The 20,592-nt window shown below is 49.7% G+C and carries 16 protein-coding genes; 3 read left to right on the top strand and 13 right to left on the bottom strand.

Annotation, left to right across the window (positions count from 1 at the left end; translation table 11 throughout):
• Window positions 1-36 precede the first annotated feature (36 nt).
• Together KNO87_RS00780 and KNO87_RS00785 are read right to left on the bottom strand one after the other, a co-directional pair.
• Entirely contained in the window at window positions 37-1,716 is a 1,680-nt protein-coding gene (locus KNO87_RS00780; protein ID WP_214786723.1) for a sensor domain-containing diguanylate cyclase, read from the bottom strand.
• A 295-nt stretch (window positions 1,717-2,011) separates the two neighbouring features.
• Complete coding sequence (locus tag KNO87_RS00785) at window positions 2,012-2,842, bottom strand: DegV family protein (protein WP_214786721.1); 831 nt, start codon at window positions 2,840-2,842, stop codon at window positions 2,012-2,014.
• Window positions 2,843-3,003: 161 nt separating this feature from the next.
• Between KNO87_RS00785 and KNO87_RS00790 the strand changes: the two genes are divergently transcribed.
• From KNO87_RS00790 to KNO87_RS00800, 3 genes are all read left to right on the top strand, one after another.
• Entirely contained in the window at window positions 3,004-3,702 is a 699-nt protein-coding gene (locus KNO87_RS00790; RefSeq protein ID WP_214786718.1) for an ABC transporter ATP-binding protein, read from the top strand.
• A 12-nt stretch (window positions 3,703-3,714) separates the two neighbouring features.
• The gene (locus KNO87_RS00795) at window positions 3,715-6,036 is read left to right on the top strand and encodes an ABC transporter permease (protein WP_214793594.1); all 2,322 of its coding nucleotides are present in this window, start codon (window positions 3,715-3,717) and stop codon (window positions 6,034-6,036) included.
• 84 nt (window positions 6,037-6,120) lie between these two features.
• On the top strand, window positions 6,121-6,846 hold the full coding sequence (locus KNO87_RS00800) for a DUF4261 domain-containing protein (protein ID WP_214786714.1): 726 nt from the start codon (window positions 6,121-6,123) through the stop codon (window positions 6,844-6,846).
• A gap of 34 nt (window positions 6,847-6,880) precedes the next feature.
• On the opposite strand, the gene KNO87_RS00805 is transcribed toward KNO87_RS00800, so the two are convergent.
• The 11 genes from KNO87_RS00805 to KNO87_RS00855 form a co-directional block, all read right to left on the bottom strand.
• A complete protein-coding gene (locus KNO87_RS00805) occupies window positions 6,881-7,153 on the bottom strand; it encodes a GNAT family N-acetyltransferase (protein WP_214793592.1) in 273 nt (90 codons plus the stop codon).
• Window positions 7,154-8,047, bottom strand: a complete 894-nt coding sequence (locus tag KNO87_RS00810; RefSeq protein WP_251126716.1) for a DUF5996 family protein — start codon at window positions 8,045-8,047, stop codon at window positions 7,154-7,156.
• Between the two features lie 14 nt (window positions 8,048-8,061).
• A complete protein-coding gene (locus KNO87_RS00815) occupies window positions 8,062-8,463 on the bottom strand; it encodes a (4Fe-4S)-binding protein (RefSeq protein ID WP_214793586.1) in 402 nt (133 codons plus the stop codon).
• Window positions 8,464-8,550: 87 nt separating this feature from the next.
• Window positions 8,551-8,877, bottom strand: coding sequence for a thioredoxin family protein (locus KNO87_RS00820; protein WP_214793583.1), 327 nt, complete (start codon window positions 8,875-8,877; stop codon window positions 8,551-8,553).
• Between the two features lie 19 nt (window positions 8,878-8,896).
• On the bottom strand, window positions 8,897-9,748 hold the full coding sequence (locus KNO87_RS00825) for a DegV family protein (protein ID WP_214793578.1): 852 nt from the start codon (window positions 9,746-9,748) through the stop codon (window positions 8,897-8,899).
• Between the two features lie 125 nt (window positions 9,749-9,873).
• Window positions 9,874-10,293 carry an RDD family protein gene (locus tag KNO87_RS00830; protein ID WP_214793576.1) on the bottom strand — a complete coding sequence of 140 codons (420 nt, stop codon included), beginning with the start codon at window positions 10,291-10,293 and terminating at the stop codon, window positions 9,874-9,876.
• Between the two features lie 14 nt (window positions 10,294-10,307).
• Window positions 10,308-11,384 carry a nitric oxide synthase oxygenase gene (locus KNO87_RS00835; RefSeq protein ID WP_214786703.1) on the bottom strand — a complete coding sequence of 359 codons (1,077 nt, stop codon included), beginning with the start codon at window positions 11,382-11,384 and terminating at the stop codon, window positions 10,308-10,310.
• A gap of 95 nt (window positions 11,385-11,479) precedes the next feature.
• On the bottom strand, window positions 11,480-14,311 hold the full coding sequence (locus KNO87_RS00840) for a sensor domain-containing protein (protein ID WP_214793573.1): 2,832 nt from the start codon (window positions 14,309-14,311) through the stop codon (window positions 11,480-11,482).
• A gap of 146 nt (window positions 14,312-14,457) precedes the next feature.
• Entirely contained in the window at window positions 14,458-17,379 is a 2,922-nt protein-coding gene (gene pulA, locus KNO87_RS00845; RefSeq protein ID WP_214793570.1) for a type I pullulanase, read from the bottom strand.
• Window positions 17,380-17,615: 236 nt separating this feature from the next.
• Window positions 17,616-19,274, bottom strand: coding sequence for an FAD-dependent oxidoreductase (locus tag KNO87_RS00850; protein WP_214793567.1), 1,659 nt, complete (start codon window positions 19,272-19,274; stop codon window positions 17,616-17,618).
• Between the two features lie 12 nt (window positions 19,275-19,286).
• On the bottom strand, window positions 19,287-20,573 hold the full coding sequence (locus KNO87_RS00855; protein WP_214793564.1) for an arsenic transporter: 1,287 nt from the start codon (window positions 20,571-20,573) through the stop codon (window positions 19,287-19,289).
• Window positions 20,574-20,592: the final 19 nt, after the last annotated feature.

Consider the following 20,592-nt stretch of genomic DNA (forward strand, 5'->3'; position numbering starts at 1 on the left):
ACAAAAGGAGGATCTGCCATTTGGCGGATCCTCCTTTCATCTGACTTCTGTTGATAATCCTTGATAGTGGGCGACCCGGTCACGACCATTGAACTTGGCACCGACATACATGGCTCGGTCCGCATGCCGGAGTACCGTATCGAGGTCTTCATATTCATGAATCGTCTCGATCCCAATACTCGCCGTCACCGTAATGCGTGTCCCTTCCGTGCCAAAGTCATGTCGTTTCAGTGCGTCGCGTATCTTTTCACCGACCAGTTGGGCTGCAGCCTCATCCATCCGAGGAAAGACGAATACAAATTCTTCGCCACCATACCGTGTCACCAAATCTGTCGCCCGAACGCTACGCGTGAACAATTGTCCGGCCTCAATCAACACCTCGTCCCCGAACGCATGTCCATATGTATCGTTGATCGACTTGAAATGATCCAAATCAACTAGGAAAAGGGATAGTGGATAGGATGCGACGTCGTTCAATCGTTCTGTCGTCCAGTTACGTAACGCCCGCTGATTATGGAGACCTGTCAACGGGTCCGTCAAACTCTCATGTTGAAGGCGGTCCCGCTCATCGATTCGCTCGATTGACCACGACAACGTTTTGAGGAGCCGATTCACTTCGACGGCAATCGGCATCTCATACGCGCCGTTCGCTGTCGTCGACACCATACAGCTGACGGCCGTTTCCGCTCCCCAAACAGGCTGGATAACGAGCGCCGAATGATGAAGCTCTTGTTGCTGTTGTTGCAAGTCGGGATGCCATTCATGAAGTGAATCATAGACGAAACATGGCTCATCCTCGTCTTGATAGCGCTCGATCGTATAAGCGTCCGGTACACTCGGGATGATGCGTCCCGTCATATCATAAAACGTCCGCTCCCCTTTTCGGTTGACCTGCAGCCAACCACGTTCGACTTCAACGACGTCACGTAGTCCGTTCCAAAACTTTTCAATCAACAGCTGTTCACTATCGACACGATAGAGCTGCTCTTTCAATCGCTCGACCTGATCGACTTTTGTTTTCGTCTCTTCTGTCTCCGTCGCTTTCGACATCGTCATCTTTAAGACGGATAGAACGAAGAATGTGACAATCAGCCCGACATATCCAAACACGAGATACGATTCAATCGCAATCATCGTGAACAACAGTTCGAGTGACACGACGAGCCAATCGAATCGAATCAACCGCCACATGATCGGTAACGGGATTCGTTCTCCGACCATGAAGTACGACAGGGCAAAACTCATCGTTAGAACGAGGAAGAGCGTACCTAAGAACGCCAACATCGCCACGCCTTGTTGCATCAAATGAACCGGTTCACCGATGCGTCCACCGAGGCCGATATAGGCTAGGCCTGGCAATAGGACGAGGAGGCATTCAATTACCGTATTGAGCGGATAGAAATGTAAGAAACGACGACGCCCTACCCGACGGTTGAACGTCCTCGCCTGAAAGGTGAACAAGAGGAGCTGTCCCATCAGGAGGGCCGGGGCGAGTCCATAGAGGAAGAACGTGATAAAGACGAACATCTCATGGAACGTGAAATGCAGATGTCTACGCTTGAGCGGGTTCATGACGAACAAAGCACCTAGTGTATAGATAAACCAAAACAACGGCCAGTCGAACGATTCGAGGTGGTGCAAAGTCAAATACGTCACACCTGTGAAGACGACGGCCCATGCGAGCCAGCTCCGAACTAGATACTTCCGAAATCGCATCGTCTTCTCCCCTTTTCCCGTTCATTTTTTCTAGTATGACCCGTAATGCAAAAACATTCCAGCAATTGTTTGAAAGTTGAGACAATGAAATATTGAAATTATTCCCATTTAGATGTTTTACTTAACAACAAGTCGGCAACAGTCATAGAAAGGAGGCTAACAATGGACCTTTCCATGTTTCTCATCACATTTCTTTTGATCTATTCGCTGACGATCACGTTTCTCTTTTTACGGAAGCAAAAACAACATTGAAACATACAAAAGGCGATCCTCTCACGAGCATCGCCTTCATGTCTTATTTCGCTTTCAAATATGAAATCCCGATCGACCCAGATCCCGTATGTGCCCCGAGAAGCGGTGCGAGCGTGTCGACCCGAATCGGAATCTTGTCACCGAGTCGTTCTTTCCATTCTTGCGCGAGTTCAGGGACGTTCCCGTGGAAAATCGAGACATCCTGACATTCTCCTGACTCAATCGCCGCACGCAACACTTCGAACAAGTGGGCTTGTGCTTTCTTGTATGTGCGGACGGTCTGATAAGGAACGATTAATCCATCCTCAAATCGAAGTACCGGCTTCAATTGAAGCATATTCCCGATCAATGCTTTCGATTTTGAGATACGTCCGCCTTTTTGCATCTGCGTCAAATTTTGAAGCGTCAACTCGATGCGAACATCTTCGACGCGCTCCTTCATGTAGGCTTCGACGTCTTCAAGTGCATCGCCTCGTTCGACACGTTCAATCAACTCCTCAAACATGAGTCCCATCGTATAGATGCCTGCTCGTGAATCGAAAGCGAGTAACTTAAATTCTGCGATTTCGGCCCCTTGTACGGATGCCGAATACGTTCCGCTCAAGTCAGACGACAAGTGAATGGCGATTCCCATATCGTACTCGTCTTTCAACTTCTCATAGAGAGTGACAAAGTCTCCGATGGCAGGCTGGCTCGTCGACACACGCTCCCCGGCATCGATCCACTCATAGACGGTCGTCGCATCGACTTCAATCCCGTCCTTATACGGTTGGTCCCCTTTGACGACATAAAGAGGGACGATATGAATGTCTGGGTGGTTCACTAAAGCATCTGGAAGGACAATCGTGCTGTCCGTGATATAAGCAATCTTCATGGAAAGTTCTCCCTTAAAAAAAGTTTTTAGTACCTGGTTATATTATTTTATCACAGGTGAAGCGGTTTCACTATTTTTTCAAAACATCCTATGTGCAGCTCGTCCAATCTGACCTCGAAACGGGTACATGATACATAACGAACAAAGGAGGCGAACGAGAGATGATTCAACTCGAGAACGTCAATAAAATTTACAAGACCGGCGATGTAGAGACCGCCGCCTTGAAAGAGATTGACCTAACCATTCGTGACGGTGCATTCGTCGTCATCCTCGGACCGAGTGGAAGCGGGAAAAGTACATTACTCAACGTCATCAGCGGACTCGATACCGTATCAAGCGGCAAGATCACATTCGGGGACACGGTGTTGACCGATTTATCTCCTGAACAGATGACGACATTCCGACGCGACCATCTCGGATTTATCTTTCAACAATACAATCTCCTTCAAAACTTGACTGTCTATGAGAATATTCAAATCGGATCTGATTTGACGAAAGACCCACTCCCCATCGATGAATTGCTCGATCAAGTCGGACTCGCGACAGCCCGTGACAAATATCCCTATCAATTGTCCGGCGGTGAACAGCAACGGGTCTCCGTCGCCCGTAGTCTCGCTAAAAATCCAGCTATCGTCTTCTGTGACGAACCGACGGGGTCGCTTGACGAAGAGAATTCGAAGAAGGTGCTCGAGCTATTGGAACGACTGAACGAGACGTATCAAAAAACGATCGTCGTCATCACGCATAACAATGGAATCAGCGACATGGCGGACGATGTCATCAAGATGAATTCCGGTCGGATTGTCGAAGTGATCCATAATGACACCCGCGTCGCGGCACGTGACATTCGTTGGGGATAAGGAGGTGGCGACATGCTGTACAAAAACGTGTGGAAGACGCTCAGCAAAAAATGGATGCAACTGCTCGCCATCGCCATCATCATCGTCATGAGTTCGCTCACGTACACGATGATGTTCTATGGGATCAGCGGAATCGAAGTTCCGACCGAAGAATACTTGGAGGAATCGAACCAGGAAGACTTCGCCATCGAGATGCTGAACCGGGTAACGGAAGAAGAATTACGTGATCCCGATATCGCCACACTCGCTGGAACCGGAACGTTCACACTGGCCGACATCAAACAGACCGACGAAGACGTCTTTAATCGTTTGATCGCATCTCGCATCGATGCAGTCGAACGAGAGATGCCAGAGGCGACGATTGAGCTCCGTGACTTCAAAACGATCACGTACACGCTCGGTGATGCCGAACATCGTGGTCTCATATTGAAGGAATCTGATACAATCAACCGTTCCTATGTAGAGGCTGGATCAAGACCAAATACGAATGACGAGGTCGCCCTCAACAAAAAATATGCTGAAGAGAACGGGATTGAAATCGGGGACACGATTGATCTCGGCAGACCGTTCACCGTCAGCGGGTTCGTCCTCTTCCCTGACTACACACTCCCACTGTTCGATGACAACTTTTTCAATCTAGACCCAGGCTCTCAAACGCTCTTACTCATGACGGACGAATCGTTCGAATCCACTGTCGGACAAGAGTCGTTCCGTCTATCGGGTGTGACGGAGCAGACAGTCGTGACCAATCTCGAATTGCCATTTGTCGTGTCCGTCATGGAGACAGAAAATATCATCCGTAGCGGTGCGATTTATAGTGAAATCTCATCTGGGAAAGCGATGGCGCTCGGACTCAGTCTCTTCATCGTGTCGATTGCCGTCATCATCGTCGCCATCTTGATCTCGAACATGCTCGAGGCGGAACGTGGCCAAATCGGACTGTTGAAAGCGATCGGCTATAATCGCCGTCAAATCGCGACGCCCTATCTCGTCCTCATCTTGATTTTCGCTTTCTTCATGCTCATCATCGGCTACTTCCTCGGTCTTTATTTTGCGGACCCGTTGAAACAGTTGTATCTCGACTTTTACCTTTTACCGTCCATCACCATCGCCCAAAGTCCGCTCGTCTTTCTCACGGCCGTGTTTGCACCATTGCTATTCTTCGCGCTCGTCGCAGGCGCAGTCATCTATAAAATCATGGGAGAAAGCGCCCTCGCCCTTCTATCACCTCGAGACAACGTCTCCTTGAATCGACTGAGCCGATTCGTCAGTCGACTATTGAAGCGAGCGAGCGGCAAGACGAAGTTCAAATACTTGTATGCCGTCAAAAGTACAGGCAGTTTTCTCATTTTCTTCCTCGGTATTTTGTTCTCGACCATTCTCATCGTCTTCGCCCTGATGATGAACGGAGCCGTCGACCGAATGACCGTGGGTGGTTTGAATGAGGCCGTCTATGAATACGAAGCGTATACAGACGGTTCACCGCCAATCGAAGACGGACAAGAACCATTCCTCACTTATCCGTTCGCGTTTGTTGAAGAGAAACTGATCACCTTGAAAGGCTTAGATATCGACAATACCTTATTCCCTTTACGCAACGAAGAGGGTGACACGCTGACACTTGAACCTGACGGACTAATCGTATCGTCATCCCTTGCCTTAAAACTCGGACTCGAGGTCGGGCAGGACATCGATATCGAACTGAATGAGGAAACGCTGACTTATCCCATCACGGGTATCGCCGATGAATTCTCTGGAGACTTCGCCTATTTGCCCCGGACGACGTTAAGTGAACTTCTTTCGGATGGGATGACGGATGACTTATTCAATGGCATCTATGCGATGGAGCGCCCAGATGACTCCGACTATACGACCATCTTGTCGCGTCAAGGGTTGATTGAGCAGTCCGAATCCATCAATCAATATATGAACTTTATGATGAACGTCTTGATCGGCGGGGCATCCCTCATCGCCTTCAGCATCTTATTCGTCCTGACGGCACTGACGGTCGAGAAGAATTACTATGTCATTTCCTTGTTGAAAGTCATGGGGTACCAAAAACGGGAAGTCCGCTCGATGATACTGAACAGTTACTTCATTTACGCGCTCGTCTCGGCCCTTTTGAGCATTCCAATCGCCTTGTTGACGCTTCGGGTCATTATCGTCGTGTTCGCAGAAGATTATGGGCTCGTGCTGCCGCTGGAATTCGAGTGGATTTATATCGTCTATACGCTCGGTGCGGTCGTTCTCCTCTTCTTCCTGAGCACGTTTATCAGCCGACGGAAGATTGATCAAATCCCACTTCAGGAAGTATTGAAGACATATCAAGAATAATTTGTGCCAAAATAGGGCATAATAAAAGATAGACCAGGCCTCTCCCGAGGAGGGGCCTGACTTTTGCAGAAAAGGATGATTGACATGAATCGTACACAAGTTATGCTCGCCATTCCAGGGAACTGGTCTTCCGCGGAAGGCGTGAACGAACAAATTAGTTTACATAGTGAAGGCTACACGATGGCAGGTCTGTTGTTGCTCGAAGATGAGACTGGCAAGGCGTTTACTGTAGAAGTCGTCGAACGAGACCCGGCTCTCGCCGAGGCGATGATTCACGCGAGTTCGGGTGGATTCACACCAAAAGTCGCAAAAGGAATCGCCCGTCATACGCATGTCGTCTATTTGATTGTCGATGTCAACGATTTGACAGACGTTGCCGCTGCGCGCCGTGCCGCAAATGCCGTCTTAAATGCTGGTGGGGTTGGCGTCATGGTCGAGTCGGCTGGTGTCTCTTTCTCGAAAGATGAATGGCAAGAGTCGAAAGAAGAAGACCTCGCGCTCGATTACTCGCTGTTGACGGCCATCACGGAAGAAGAGAACGCCTATATGTCATGGGGAATGAAAGCGTTCGGTCATGCAGACGTGGCTGTTCCGATGACACTTGATATCGAGGATGCCATCCATGTGATTCATTCGTTCAACTTCCACCTCATCTCAGGTGGCGCGATGTTCGGCGATGGTGACCATTTCGCGTTCGAAGACGGACGTGCCTTCACGGTCGAGATGGGTGAAGACGAACGGACGACAATCGACAACTTGTTGCATAACCCGTTCGGTTTGATTTACCTCGTCCCACAAGCAGCAGAATAACCTGAAAATGGAGCGCCATTTGGCACTCCATTTTTTATGTCGCCAACACGTCATGGTATTCAGGATGACGATCGAACTGATTTTTTGTGAACGGACAAAGCGGGATGATTGTCTTCCCTTCTGTCCGAGCATAGTCGACGACAGCGACCACAAGTTTCTCCCCGATTCCTTGTCCTCGCAGGTCATCACTGACATACGTATGATCGACAATCAGTTTGTCGGGTCCCGTCGGTACGTAGTGCAGTTCTGCCGATGGCTTCGCCTCGTCCCCAACGTAAAACGTATTTTCCTTCTGTTTGATCTCCATTCACTTACCACGCTCCTCCTCTAGTTTTAGCGGGATGAAGAAATGATCACGTGTCGTCCAATCCATCTCACGCATCAAGATATCGAACGAGGTGGACAAAAAGTCTTGGACGTGACCACTCGTTGCTTCATCAAGCGGCAAGAAAAATTCACTCTTTTCCGCGTCATAATAAGCCGCGCCCGGCTTCAACGTCTCCGTCGGCAACGGTCTGAACAAAAACGGATACGGCAACACAAAATAACTTGGACGATCCGTCACATCATCCCCGAGCCAAAATCCGAATTCGACAAACTGTTCATCAAAGGCGACACGCTCAATCACTTTGTCCTCCGGGAATGGCTGTTCAATCGGATAAATGACGAGTGACGAGACGTCAAACGTTCCCCAAAAGAGGGCCGGTTTGATTTTTCGGCATCGCAGTTTTGATAAATATGTCAGTTGTTCGTGCGCCGCTCGCTGAAACAACCTTAACCCTTTTCGGGCATACGCTGCGTCATAGGCAAGCGGTGTCTCGTCCGTATCGAGCTGGCCTGTGAACGACATCTCTTGTGGTTTCGGATTGATGTTCACATGTATCCCGTGTTCGCGAAGACGCGCGAATAAATCATCGTGATAAGACTTGATCGTCTTCCCCGATTCAATCGGAATGGCGTCCGTCTGATCCTCGACGTGGATGACGAGACAAGACGTCAACAGGTCCACGTCGATTTGTAGCGTTCGTTCTCCTTCGAACAACAACCCTGTCGTGAATCCTTGCACCATAAGCGGCAACGAGACATGCCCCCACTGCGGTTCTGGCGGTGCCAGTTGAAGTCTGATCTTCCCGAGCAGCTGGGAAATCAAATGCAAGGTCAACTTTGTGTCGTGCCATTCTGAATGCAGTGGAATATGCATCCTCATTCATCCTCTCATCCTTTACATGCGCCACTATGGTCACAAATCGGTCGTTTCTCAGACTGCCCGCATCCACACAATGTCGCTCGGTAAGTCGAAATGATGTCATTCCCTTGTTCAATGTGAAGGTCGCCCCGCACCTCGATTTGTTGCCAGTCGTTCAGCTTAACAGATATCGGCACATCCGGCGTCTCCGCATCTCCTCCGTCTTTTCGGACGAATTGGAGCGCACCGCTTGGACAACGTTCAATCACCGTCGCGACATCAGGCGCCTCGGCACCGTCTGGTAAAATCCACGGTTTTCGTTTCGTATCAAACACGTCCGGTAGCCCGCGCACACATTCTGCCGCATGTACGCAAAGCGACACATCATAATACACATCAATCGATTCTCCCACATATTGTTTGCCCCGCATCGAATCACCCCTTATGTGTTTGCGGGTCTTTACCCGTTCACCTACGAAAAAAACCCATCATCCGTCAAGTGGGATGATGGGCTTCGATTAGGCTTGTCTCATTTCTTGCATGCGTTCGAGTTGATGTGTCAATTCCCCGATTGGGACGAATCGCGCCCGACGTAGCATCTCTTTTCCGTTGATGAAAAAGAGGACGACCGGTACTGTGAAAATGGAGAAGGTTCCCGCAACTTCTGGGACTTCGTCCGAATCCACTGCGACCGCCTCGATGTCAGGGAATTGATGGAGCATCTCTTCGATTTGAGGTTTCAGCGCATGACAGACACTGCATCCTGGATGTGACACGTAAACGAGCAGTTGTTCCGTGCTCGCGATCCGTTCGTTCAATCCAGTCAACGTTGTCATTGCTTCCATCTTATATTCCTCCTATTAATTAAGCGTCGAGCCACAAGACACCGACCGTCTCAAACCCGGCATGTACCGCGATGGATGGACAGAATCGTGTCCGTACCACTTCAAGACCCGGTAATTTCGACTCGATAAGTGCGACAAGGTCGTCTTGCATCTTCGGTGCGAGTGCCGTCTGGACGAACACACGATTGTCTTTTACACCGTTCTCCGCGTGGCGACGTTCGAGTTCGCCGACCATCTCCGCATAGGCTTTCTTCAACGAGCGTGCTTTTTTGAACGGAATGACTTTCCCCGTCTCATCGAGCGTGATGATCGGTTTAATGTTCAAAATGTTCGCAAGGAACAGTTCACCCGAAGAAACACGGCCACCGCGGCGCATCGTTTCCATGTTTCCGATAATCATGAAGAAGTTTTTCTTATCACGCCATGCCTCGAGCAATGCGACAATCTCTTCGACGGATTTGCCTTCTTGTTCAGCAGCCTTTCCGATTCGAACGAGCTCTTGTTGCGCTTCGAGCGCAGCGTGAGAGTCGATTGTATACACTTTAAAGTCAGCCGCCTCTGCCGCTGCTTTTGAGTTTTTGGCCGTGCTGCTCAATCCGTTCGAACAGTGGACGGCGATGGCGCAGTCATATCCTTCTTCTTTCAAGCGCTCGTAGCGGCCGATGAAATCTCCGAAAATCGGTTGTGACGTCTTCGCTTCTTTCTTTTGGTCAATCATATACCGGTGCAAGTCTTCAAGCGAGAGATTTGTTTCACTATAACCGTTGCCATCCACAATCAATTGAATCGGGACGATATCCACACCGAGACGCGCCGCCTCTTCTTGTGAGAAGTTGGCCATGCTGTCGGTAATCCATGCGATTTTTGTCATAACTAAAAAGCCTCCAATGGTCGTTCATTTTTGTCCAATCCCATTATACCTTATTTTCTGCCCCTATTCCTACTCGTCCGAACGAGACACAAAAACAGAGCGACATGCGGTCGCCCTGCTTCTCTTCACTTCGTCGAAATCAATTTTGTATGGGCGAATTCGTCATGCGGCAACTCGAGGTCTTTGTTCGACTTCATCTGTTGGAGCGCTCGAATGAGCGGAATCCCGAGCGTCGCCGGATAGACGACGTCCTTATAAAGTGTCCGTTTGATGACCTGTTCAAGAGAGAGCGGGCGTCCGTCCGCACTCACGACTTTTATTCCAACGACTCGATCACCAAGTGTCTGACCGTTTTGGTACAGCATACAGTAAACCTCTCCAGCCATCGTCACAACGGTCGGTAAGTAATACCGCTTCACTTCCTTGTCTGGCCATACCTTTTTGCGGATTGCCTTCTCAACCAATTTGGCCGGTGTCTGAAAGACGACTTGGTCGATTTGACCGGCGACGGCTCGTTTCCAAAGTGGGACTGCCACAGCAATCATCCTTTCTCTCGGTTCTAGCCTTTTATTTCCTCTTTTACCGGCTGACGAAACCCCGAGAACGGACATCCACTTCGTGCGAACAAGTTCGGCGTCTTGATGATATTGTCATAATGTTCATGGAAGACGTGCGTCGTCGCAGGCGATAGGGGTGGGATGAGCCAGCTCCACTGCCCGGTGACGTCACGCCCCGCTTCCCGTTCATTCTTTTCGAATCGTTTGAACTGTTTTGCGGCGGTATGGTGGTCAACGATGGTGACACCTGCCCGTTCGAACGACTGAAGGACAGCGATATTCAATTCAACGAGGGCACGGTCCCGCCAAAGGGAGCGTTCTTTCGACGTGTCGAGCCCGAGTGAACGGCCGACAAGTGGCAATAAGTCATAACGGTCGGTGTCTGCCAAGTTACGGGCACCGATTTCCGTCTCCATATACCAGCCGTTGAACGGCACGGATGTAAAACGGAGACCGCCGATTTCAAGCTCCATGTCGGCGATGGCCGGGACGGCGTGCCATTTGATGGTGCGCCCGTCAAACAAGTCATACTCCTCATGCACGATATCCACTTCGAGCACAGCGTCACTCGGTAATTCATAAAGACGAACATCCTGACCGTCCGTAATCATGAGCGGCAGGACGTCAAACGGCGTGCCTGCACCGACCCAACCGAGTTGTTCAGCCCGTTTCGTCATCGTCACCGACATCGGATCCCCGATGATCCCGTCTTGCGTCTCATATCCGGCATACCGAATGAGCTGCGTATTCAACAGTTTGAACTCGTTCGGAAGGACCGTCATCGTCGAGCGGATCTTCCCACCGTTCGTCGCGAAATGAAGATGATTGACAAGCCGCGCGTAGACATCATCAAATGTTGTGGCGTCTCGAGCATCGATCACATGAAGCGTCTGCCAAAACAATCGTCCGATGCAACGGTTCGAGTTCCGCCACGCCACTTTCGCACCCTCACACAACTCCTCTGTCGTCAACGTATAGGTACCGGTGCGCTCAATTTCTTGTTCGATTTGCTGCAGGCGTTCAGAAGGGACGTCTTGCCGTTGTCGCATCCACTCGCTCGCTTGTTCATACACATTCATATCTTAAGTCTCCTCATTTTTTCTCTCTTCTCCATCTTAGAGAAAAGGAGACCTTCCTTTCAACTATCCATCCTCGCCTACGACAGGTCGAACGCTCATATTCCCTCTACCTGATGTACGAGTTGCAAATAATCGGAGATGGATTCGTCTCCGGTCACTTTTGTCTCAAGAGAAGTGAGCTGCGCTTCCACCCCCGGACTCGATTCGTATTCGGCAGTGTATTGATATAGCCCATTGGTCACTTCTGTCATCCGATGTAAACGAACAGGTAAATCCGCTCCAACCTTAAAGCGAATAATAAACTCGACCTCTCCTTCTAGCGGAAGACGAAGCGCGGCATAAAAATGAAGGTGCTGGTCCGAACGTGATGTCAAGACGATTGAGGATAGTCCGACCGATACCGGTTGTTGTCGAATCGTCGTGATCGTGATTCCCGCTTGAATATAACGAGTTGTCGCCATTTCATGATTATCGAGCGGGTCGGCAATCAGTTTTCCGGTATGCATCATCTTCGCGAAAGCATCGCCGCGGACAGGAGGACTGAACAGATACCCTTGAATCGTCTTGCAACCGAGCTGACGCAACAGCAATAAATCTTCCATCTGTTCGATCCCTTCTACGACGACTGCGAGATCGAATTCTTTTGCCAAGACGACAAGGCTATGAATGATGGCACGGGCTTGCTTGTTTTCCGATACGCCGTGACCAAATATTCGGTCGATTTTAATCGTATTCACCTGGAACTGTTGCAAATAGGCTAGTGACGAATATCCTTTTCCGAAGTCGTCGAGGGCAAGTTGAATCCCAAGCGCTTTCAACGAAGAAAAGACGTTCATGATATGGTGTGTTTCATCTAGTTTTGACGTCTCGGCCACTTCGATTTCAAGCCAATGTAACGGGACATCATGTCGCCGGCTCGCCGCTTCGAATGTATGCAACAACTGTTCGTGATACAAGTATTTCGGGGAAACGTTCAACGAGATTGGGACTTTACTCCGTAACGTCGCCAAGTACCGAAACACTTCCTCAATCAAATAGTCCGTCAATCGAATGAACAGGTTGCTCTCTTCGGCGAGTGGGATGAAGTCAAGCGGAGACACGACACCCCATGTCGGATGATCCCAACGCATCAGCGCCTCCGCTCCCGTGATCTCTCCGGTCCACGCATTCACTTTCGGTTGATATAAGAGATAAAATTCATTCCGGTCAATGGCGTTCGGCAAGTCACGTAACAATTCGAATCGCTTCAATTCATCAAGGTTCATATGCGAGGCATACAAAGAGACAGGGGCCGCTCCAGACTTCCCCGCTCGTCCCATCGCCATATAACTCCGGCGAATGAGCGTCGTTTCGTCATCCGCATCATTCGGATAACGGCTGACTCCGACTTGCATATTCGGATATACGGAATACGGTTCAAGTTGAAAACAGTAATCGGATAATGTCGTGAGTCGCTTCCCGATTTGGAACAACTGTTCATCTTCGTGATGACCAGGCATGATGACGAGATACGTATCTCCATCTAAATGACCGACGACCGCTTCGTCCGGTACACTTTCGAGCAACCGATGCGCCGTTTGAATTCGCCATTCATCGCCGTACTCATAACCGAAAGCTCGATTGATGTCACCGATTCGATTGAACGTCACCGTGAATAAGACGAATGCGAGGTCCGTCTGAATCAATCGTGTGACGGACTGGAACATCGTTTCGCGGTTCGGAAGATTCGTCATCGGGTCGAATTCGATCAATCGAAGCACCTCTGCTTCATGCTCCCTCACTTCGGTAATGTCCCGGATTAACGCCTGAAACCCTCGCACGCGCCCCGTCTCATCGTATAGATGGTGACGGAATTCTTGAATCCATTTCTGCTTCTTACCGACAAAAATCCGATATTCAAGGTGGACCGGGTTCATATGACGCGTCTGTTCATTCGCCAAATTGACCTTTTCCAAATCTTCCTGATTGATGACGACTTTCCAATAATCCGGATGGGCATTGAACTGTTTCACCGTATAACCGAAGATAGCTTGAAACTGCCCTGCCGCAAACTCAATTTGGCGCGTATCATAACTATAGTCACAAATCGCCGTGTCTGAAGCCTCACATACGCGACGCAACAGTTCTTCTTTATCGGTCAATTCATGCTCGATGCGTTGCTGGTCTTTCGTCGAAAAAATAACGTACGTGAACACGTTCCGTTCGAGAGACAACGCACCACGTATCGTAACAGGTAACTCTTTACGTGTGACCTGATGTCGAAGGCGAATCTCTATCGCGAAGTCTGCCCCTTCCCCGGCTGTTCGCAATGTTTGAATCGCTTGTGTCAGTTCTTCCCAGTCATCAGGATGAACCGTTTCGCGAATGTCGTTCAGTGTCATGTCGTTCAATCGGCGTTTTGAAAGGCCAAGGAACGATGATACTTGGGAGGAGAATGAAAACGTGCCGTCTTTCACATGTGCTTCGATGATCATGAGACCCGGCACTTGTTCAAGCAATTCACGCCCTACTTTCATAATCGCATAGCGGTTTTGCGTCTCCCATTCCGCGCTCATGTCTTTTACAATCCCATAAACACCTTGAATGAGTTGGTCTTTATAAAGTGGGGTACACGTGACCGCGAGTTTACGTTTTTGCCCCTCATATGTTTTGACTAGTTCAAAATGAACCGTTTCTCCGACTAACGCCCTTGCATGATAAGACGCGAACTCTTCTGACTCTGTCGGAGAAATGGTGAGATCGTCAAATAAAAGTCCCATCTTTTCGTTTGAATCAATTAAGTGACCATTTGTATCGAGTACGTAGATGGCATCAGGATATTGTTCGATTAATAGGGAGTCCACATGAAATGCGGGCACTTTCCCTTTCGAAAGTATATCTGTGTCGTCTCCGTTGACGCGATGAATCCACTTCTTGAAAATCGCCATACAATCTCTCCTTTCGAAAGAGATGGAAATTCCAAACGCAAACTCTCGTGTTCATACAAAAAGACTAGTTTTTTAAACATTAATTACCAAATACCCATAATTGTTACATAAGAAAACCCCACTTGTTTGCAAGTGGGGTCAATGAATTAGTGACGTTCAAGGACAAACGTATGGTATGCAGGGACTGTGACTCTTCCAGTCGTGCGCTTAATCGTCTTCGTTCCAGCGCGATCCCCATCGACAATCACGTTCCACGTTCCTTTTGGAAGTTTCACGGATACAGCGTTCGGGTTCGCGTTATGTGTGATGTACAAGTCGTTCTTTTGACCTGGTGCATCTTCATCGATCAAGTACGTGATGACGTTCGCCTCAGACTTGTAGAATTTCAAGAAGCGCTTCACGTCAGTCGCTTTCGTCATGCGGAGACCAGGGTTTGCTTTCCGCATCTCAATCAAACCTTTCATGTATTGGACGTCCGCTTTACGGTCGGCTGCCCGTTTCCAGTCAAGCTGGTTGATGGAGTCTGGCGATTTGTACGAGTTGTGATCGCCTTCTTTCGTACGCATGAATTCCTGTCCAGCGTGAAGGAATGTCGTTCCTTGGCTCGTCAAGAGAATGCTCGAAGCGAGACGGTGCATGTCTGTACGTACTTCTTCAGAGGCGTCAGGATTCGTCAACTCCAACTTGTCCCAAAGCGTATGGTTATCGTGCGCTTCGACATACGTAATCGCTTGCGTCGGTTCTTTCGTGAAGCCTTTGATGGTGTCGTTGTACGTGATTTCACCGACGATTCCTGTCTTCACGCGGTTTTCCATGCCTTCTTTTCCATTGATGAAGCCATTGTCTTCATCGTAGAAGACGCTTCCTTTCAATCCGTCGCGAATGTTGTCATTGAAGTGAGCAACACCTGGCATGTCGTAGGCGTTCTTTTGGTTCGCCTTCAGTTCCGCATCAAGTGGCGTACCGAGATCCCAGCCTTCTCCGAAGACGAGAATCGATTTGTCCACTTTGTTCAGTTCCGCACGGACTTTGTTCATCGTATCGACATCATGGATTCCCATCAAATCGAAGCGGAAGCCGTCCCAATGGTATTCTTTTGCCCAGTAGACGACTGAATCGACGATGAGTTTCTGCATCATCGCGCGCTCAGACGCCGTATCGTTCCCGACACCGGTTCCGTTCGCGAAGTCGCCACCTGCCGTATAACGATAGTAGTAACCCGGTACGATTTTGTGAAGGTTTGATGCCTGTGCATCGAACATGTGGTTGTAAACAACGTCCATGACCGCACGCAAGTTATTGTCATGTAGGCCTTGGATCATTTCTTTCATTTGATTGATTCGTACTTTGGCATCGTACGGATTCGTCGAATACGAGCCTTCTGGTGCGTTGTAGTTTTTCGGGTCATAGCCCCAGTTGTATGTCGCCGTTGGATTCGTCTCGTCGACAGAGGCCGTGTTGTAGTCATAGACCGGGATGAACTGGACGTGCGTCACGCCAAGGTCTTTGACATGGTCGAGCCCCGTTTTCGTCGCTGTCTTCTTCCCATTCTCAATCAAGCGAGTCCCTGGTTGGACGACACCTAGGTACTTCCCTTTGTAGCGAATGCCTGAATCATATGTGTTCGATTTGACATCGAAAATCGAGAAGTCGCGGACGTGAGTCTCATAGATGATAGCGTCCGTCGCATGTTGCAACTTCGGTTTCATCGAGTTCCAACGTTTCGGATCCGTTTCTTTCAAGTCGACGATGACCCCTTGATCACCGTTCACACCGACAGCTGTCGCATACGGATCGACCGCACGAACTTTTCCTGTCGCATGTGTCACTTGATACGTATACCCGACACCGTCGAGGTCACCGCGTACTTCAGCCACCCACGTGCCACGCTCGCCGCGTTTCATCTGGATGACTTTTTTCAAGTCTTTGTCGTTCGCTGGTCGATCTTTCGGCATGTTCCATAGTTCGAGCTCGACTTGTTGAGCAGTCGGTGCCCAAAGAACAAATTGTGTTTTTGATTTTTGGTACGTGATGCCGAGCTTTCCGTTATAGGCATACTTCGCATCAAACTCTTTTGAACGAAGTACTTTTCCTGCTTGAAGCATCTGTTCACCAAACTCAGGATGTGAGGCTTTGATGACCTTCGCTAAATCGATGTCTTCGCTGAATTCAATTGTGACTGACTTGTCACTAGCCTTTGTGATGGCAGCGACAGTAGCACCATCCACCGTCACTTCATCAATGAACGCATCCGTAATGACGCGGTTCGTCGTGAGCGTTGCTTGACGGAACGTGTCCGCCGAGAATGAGACGAGTTTCGGTGAGCGATCGATTTCAGGCTCTGAATAGTAGATTGTCGAATCTCCTTCAACGAGCCAAATTTCTTTCGCTGAACCAAGAACGAAGCGATCTTCCCCGTCTTTCTCCGTCCATTCTCCTTTTTTCGTGATCAAGCCCATCAGTTTTTTCGACTCTGGGTTAGCGAGCTTGACGTTCGCCACGCCACCGAATGCATCAGTCTCGTCAAACGCGATGCTCTGACCGTCCCCACCGTCTGGCCAAGCCCATAGGCCCCAGTCCGTGTATGTATTGTCGTAACGGAAATAGTGGACTTTCATATCGATTTCCGTTGATGCCGTCTCCCCGTCTGGGTTCGACGTATAAATCTTTGGATCCCCTGATTTGATCCACACTTCTGCGACACCATCTTGAATCATGTCACTCGTGATGAAGCGGTCGTTCTCTGACCCTTTATCCTTGTCCCAGTTGTCCGTTCGGACGATGAGACCAATCTTTTCAGGTGAGTCAACCGGGAATTCGTAAGCCGCCACCTTTCCAAATGCATCTTCCCCATTGAATGTGAAGCCTTTATTCGGGAAGTAATCTGGGCCGTTCGCCCAAAGCCATAAGTTCCAATCCTTTTCGTTATCCGGCGCCTCTTGATAATGGACGACGACGAGTGTCGACTTTCCTTTATCTAAAGCGGACGTCGGCATCGGAAACATTGACAGAATCAGTGCAAACGTTAGCACAACTGCCCATACGGGTTTCCATTGCTTTTTGACCATGAGTGTCCCTCCTTGTAGCACTATTTTGAGAAAACGCTTACACAAAAATTGTAAACGGTTTCCTTTAACGAAGCAACGTTATTTTAGAAAAGGGTCAATTGGCATCATTCATCTTGTGTACCATCTAAGGAATATGAACTAAACAGATCGTTCTCTTTCAATAATCGTTCCGCTTCTGTCTTTCTTTTGAAACCTTGGTATAAAAAAAACGACGTCCGCAATGGACGTCGTCTTGCTTAGTTCCCGTACTTTTTGAACAACTGATAGTTCTTATTTCCGCCTGACAAGTTGTACACGTCGGTGAACCCGAGGTTACGAAGCACGTTCTGCGCCGCGTTTCCCGTGACCCCGCCGTTACAGTAGACGACGGTCGGCTTGTTCTTGTCCATGTCTTTCGCCGCTTCGCGAAGGTTACCGAGTGGGACATTGACCGCACAATCGACGCATGCCTTCTCGAACTGCGCCGCTTTCCGTGTATCGATGATTTGCATATCTTCCCCTGCATCGATTCGTGTCTGAAGCTCAGCCGGTGTGATGAGTCGTGCCGCCTTGTCGATACTGTTCGACAAGACCATCCCCGTATACATGACCGGGTCTTTCGTCGTCGAGAACGGCGGTGCGTATGCGAGGTCAAGGTGGAACAAGTCGTCGACTTTCGCCTTCAGCGTGATGGCTGTGACGAAGACGTCGATCCGTTTGTCGACTCCTTCGAACCCGACGATTTGAATGCCGAGCAATTGACGTGTCGCACGGTCCGCGACCGCTTTGATTGTCATGTCTTTCCCACCCATGTAGGCAGGTTTGTCCGGTTTCGTATTATGAAGCACCTCGATGTCATAACCGAGTTCACGTGCTTCTTTTTCGGCGAGACCCGTCTGCGCCACGGCAAGTCCGAACACTTTGAAGATGCCCGTTCCGAGGATACCGCGATGTTCGAGATGGCCGCCCGTGATGACGTCCCCAGCGGTCCGCCCCATCTTGTTCGCTGTCGAACCGAGCGGGCGCCAAATTGGTTTTCCGGTCACGATGGAGAAGCTCTCCGCAACGTCACCTGCCGCATAGACGTCTGGGATGTTCGTCTCCATGCGCTCATTGACGGCAATGGCACCCGTCTCACCTAGTTCGACTCCCATATTCATGGCGAGCTCGACGTTCGGACGGACCCCGACCGATAAAATGACGAAATCTGTCTCAATCTCCTTGCCGCTCTCTGTGATGACACGTTCCACATGTCCGCCACCGACAAGTTCCGTCACCGTCTCACCGAGCATGAGCTCGATCCCGTTCTTCTCGAGGTGTTCCTCGACACGGCACGCCATGTCTTTGTCGAGTGGTGGCATCACTTGCGGCACACGCTCGATGATCGTCACGTCCACACCGCGTAGTTTCAACTGTTCGGCCATCTCAAGACCGATGAAGCCGGCACCGATGATTGTCGCATGTTTCGGGTTCGTCGAATCGACGAACGAACGTGTCGCTTCTGCGTGTTGAATATTTCGAATCGGGAAAACGTTATCCGACTTCACACCTGGAATCGGTGGGATGATGCTCGTCGCCCCTGTCGCGAGGACGAGGACATCATACGAGTCCGTGAACGTGTCACCCGTCTCTAAGTTTTCCACTGTCACTGTCTTCGCGTCCTTGTCTACTGACGTCACGTTATGACGTGTCATCACGTCGATGTTGTAACGCTTTTTGAAGAAGGCTGCGTCACGTGGTGTCAAATCGTCACGTGATTCTACTTCTCCACCAACGTAATACGGAATCCCGCAACCTGAATACGAGATGTCGTAGTCCCGATCGTAAATCGTGATTTGTGCCTCTTCGTTATTACGACGCGCTTTCGCCGCGACCGATGTCCCGGCAGCAACTGATCCAATGATGACTAATTTCATATAACCCACTCCTCAATAAAGTAATAAGCTGATATATAGACCGAGCAACGTGATGGCTAGCGTCGGAATCGTCAAGATGATCCCGACTTTGAAATATTCACCCCAGCCGATTTTTAGACCTTTTGTGCGGAGCACGTGGAGCCAAAGGAGCGTCGCAAGCGACCCGATTGGTGTAATCTTTGGTCCAAGGTCGGATCCGATAACGTTCGCATAGATTAATGCTTCCCGAATCTGACCGGTCGTATTCGTCAAGTCGATAGCGAGCGCATCAATCATGACGGTCGGCATGTTATTCATGACAGACGATAGAATGGCTGCCAAAAAGCCCATCCCGAACGTCGCACTGAATGCGTCCACCGCGAACCAGTCAATGAAGTTGGCGAGCACTTGTGTGAGTCCTGCGTTTTGTAATCCGTACACAACGATATACATCCCGAGTGAAAAGAAGACGATTGCCCACGGTGCCCCTTTGACGACTTGAGTCGTTTTCACCGCAGATGACCGATTCGCCATCACAAGGAAGAATAAGGCGATCACCCCGGCGACGAGTGAGACCGGGATTCCGAGCAAGTCACTCGTGAAGTAACCGATGACCAACAAGGCGAGCACGACCCAAGATAAGCGGAACATCGTATGGTCTTTGATGACCGATTCCGATTCAGCCAACTGAGAGGCGTCATATTGTTTCGGGATATCTTTTTTGAAATACAGATACAACACGAGCAAGCTGCCCGCGACCGCGAACACATTGACGAATACCATCCGTGCCGCATATTCCGCAAACCCGATGCCGAAGAAATCAGCTGAGACGATGTTGACGAGGTTCGATACGATAAACGGGAGACTTGCCGTATCGGCGATAAAGCCGGATGCCATGACGTACGCCAACACGACCGCGTCAGGAAGCTTGAGTGCCCGTACCATCGCCAAGACGATCGGGGTCAAGATGAGCGCTGCCCCATCGTTCGCAAACAATGCTGCGACGAGCGCGCCGAGTAAGGTGATATAGACGAACAACTTCACCCCGCCACCTTTGGCGATTCGTGCCATATGTAAGGCTGCCCATTCAAAAAATCCAATCTCATCTAAAATGAGGGAAATGATGATGACGGCGATGAACGTGAACGTCGCATTCCAGATGATGCCCCATACCGTTCCGACGTCATCCAAATTGACGACGCCCGAGATGAGCGCGATGACAGCCATCCCCATCGCCGAGTAACCGATGCCGAGGCCTTTCGGTTGCTTGATGATGAGAAAGAGCGTCACGAGAAAAATTAAACTAGCAATCCACTGCACAATGAGTTCCTCCAATAAT

The organism is Exiguobacterium sp. s34 (genome assembly GCF_018617435.1).
Classification (GTDB): Bacteria; Bacillota; Bacilli; order Exiguobacteriales; family Exiguobacteriaceae; genus Exiguobacterium; species Exiguobacterium aestuarii.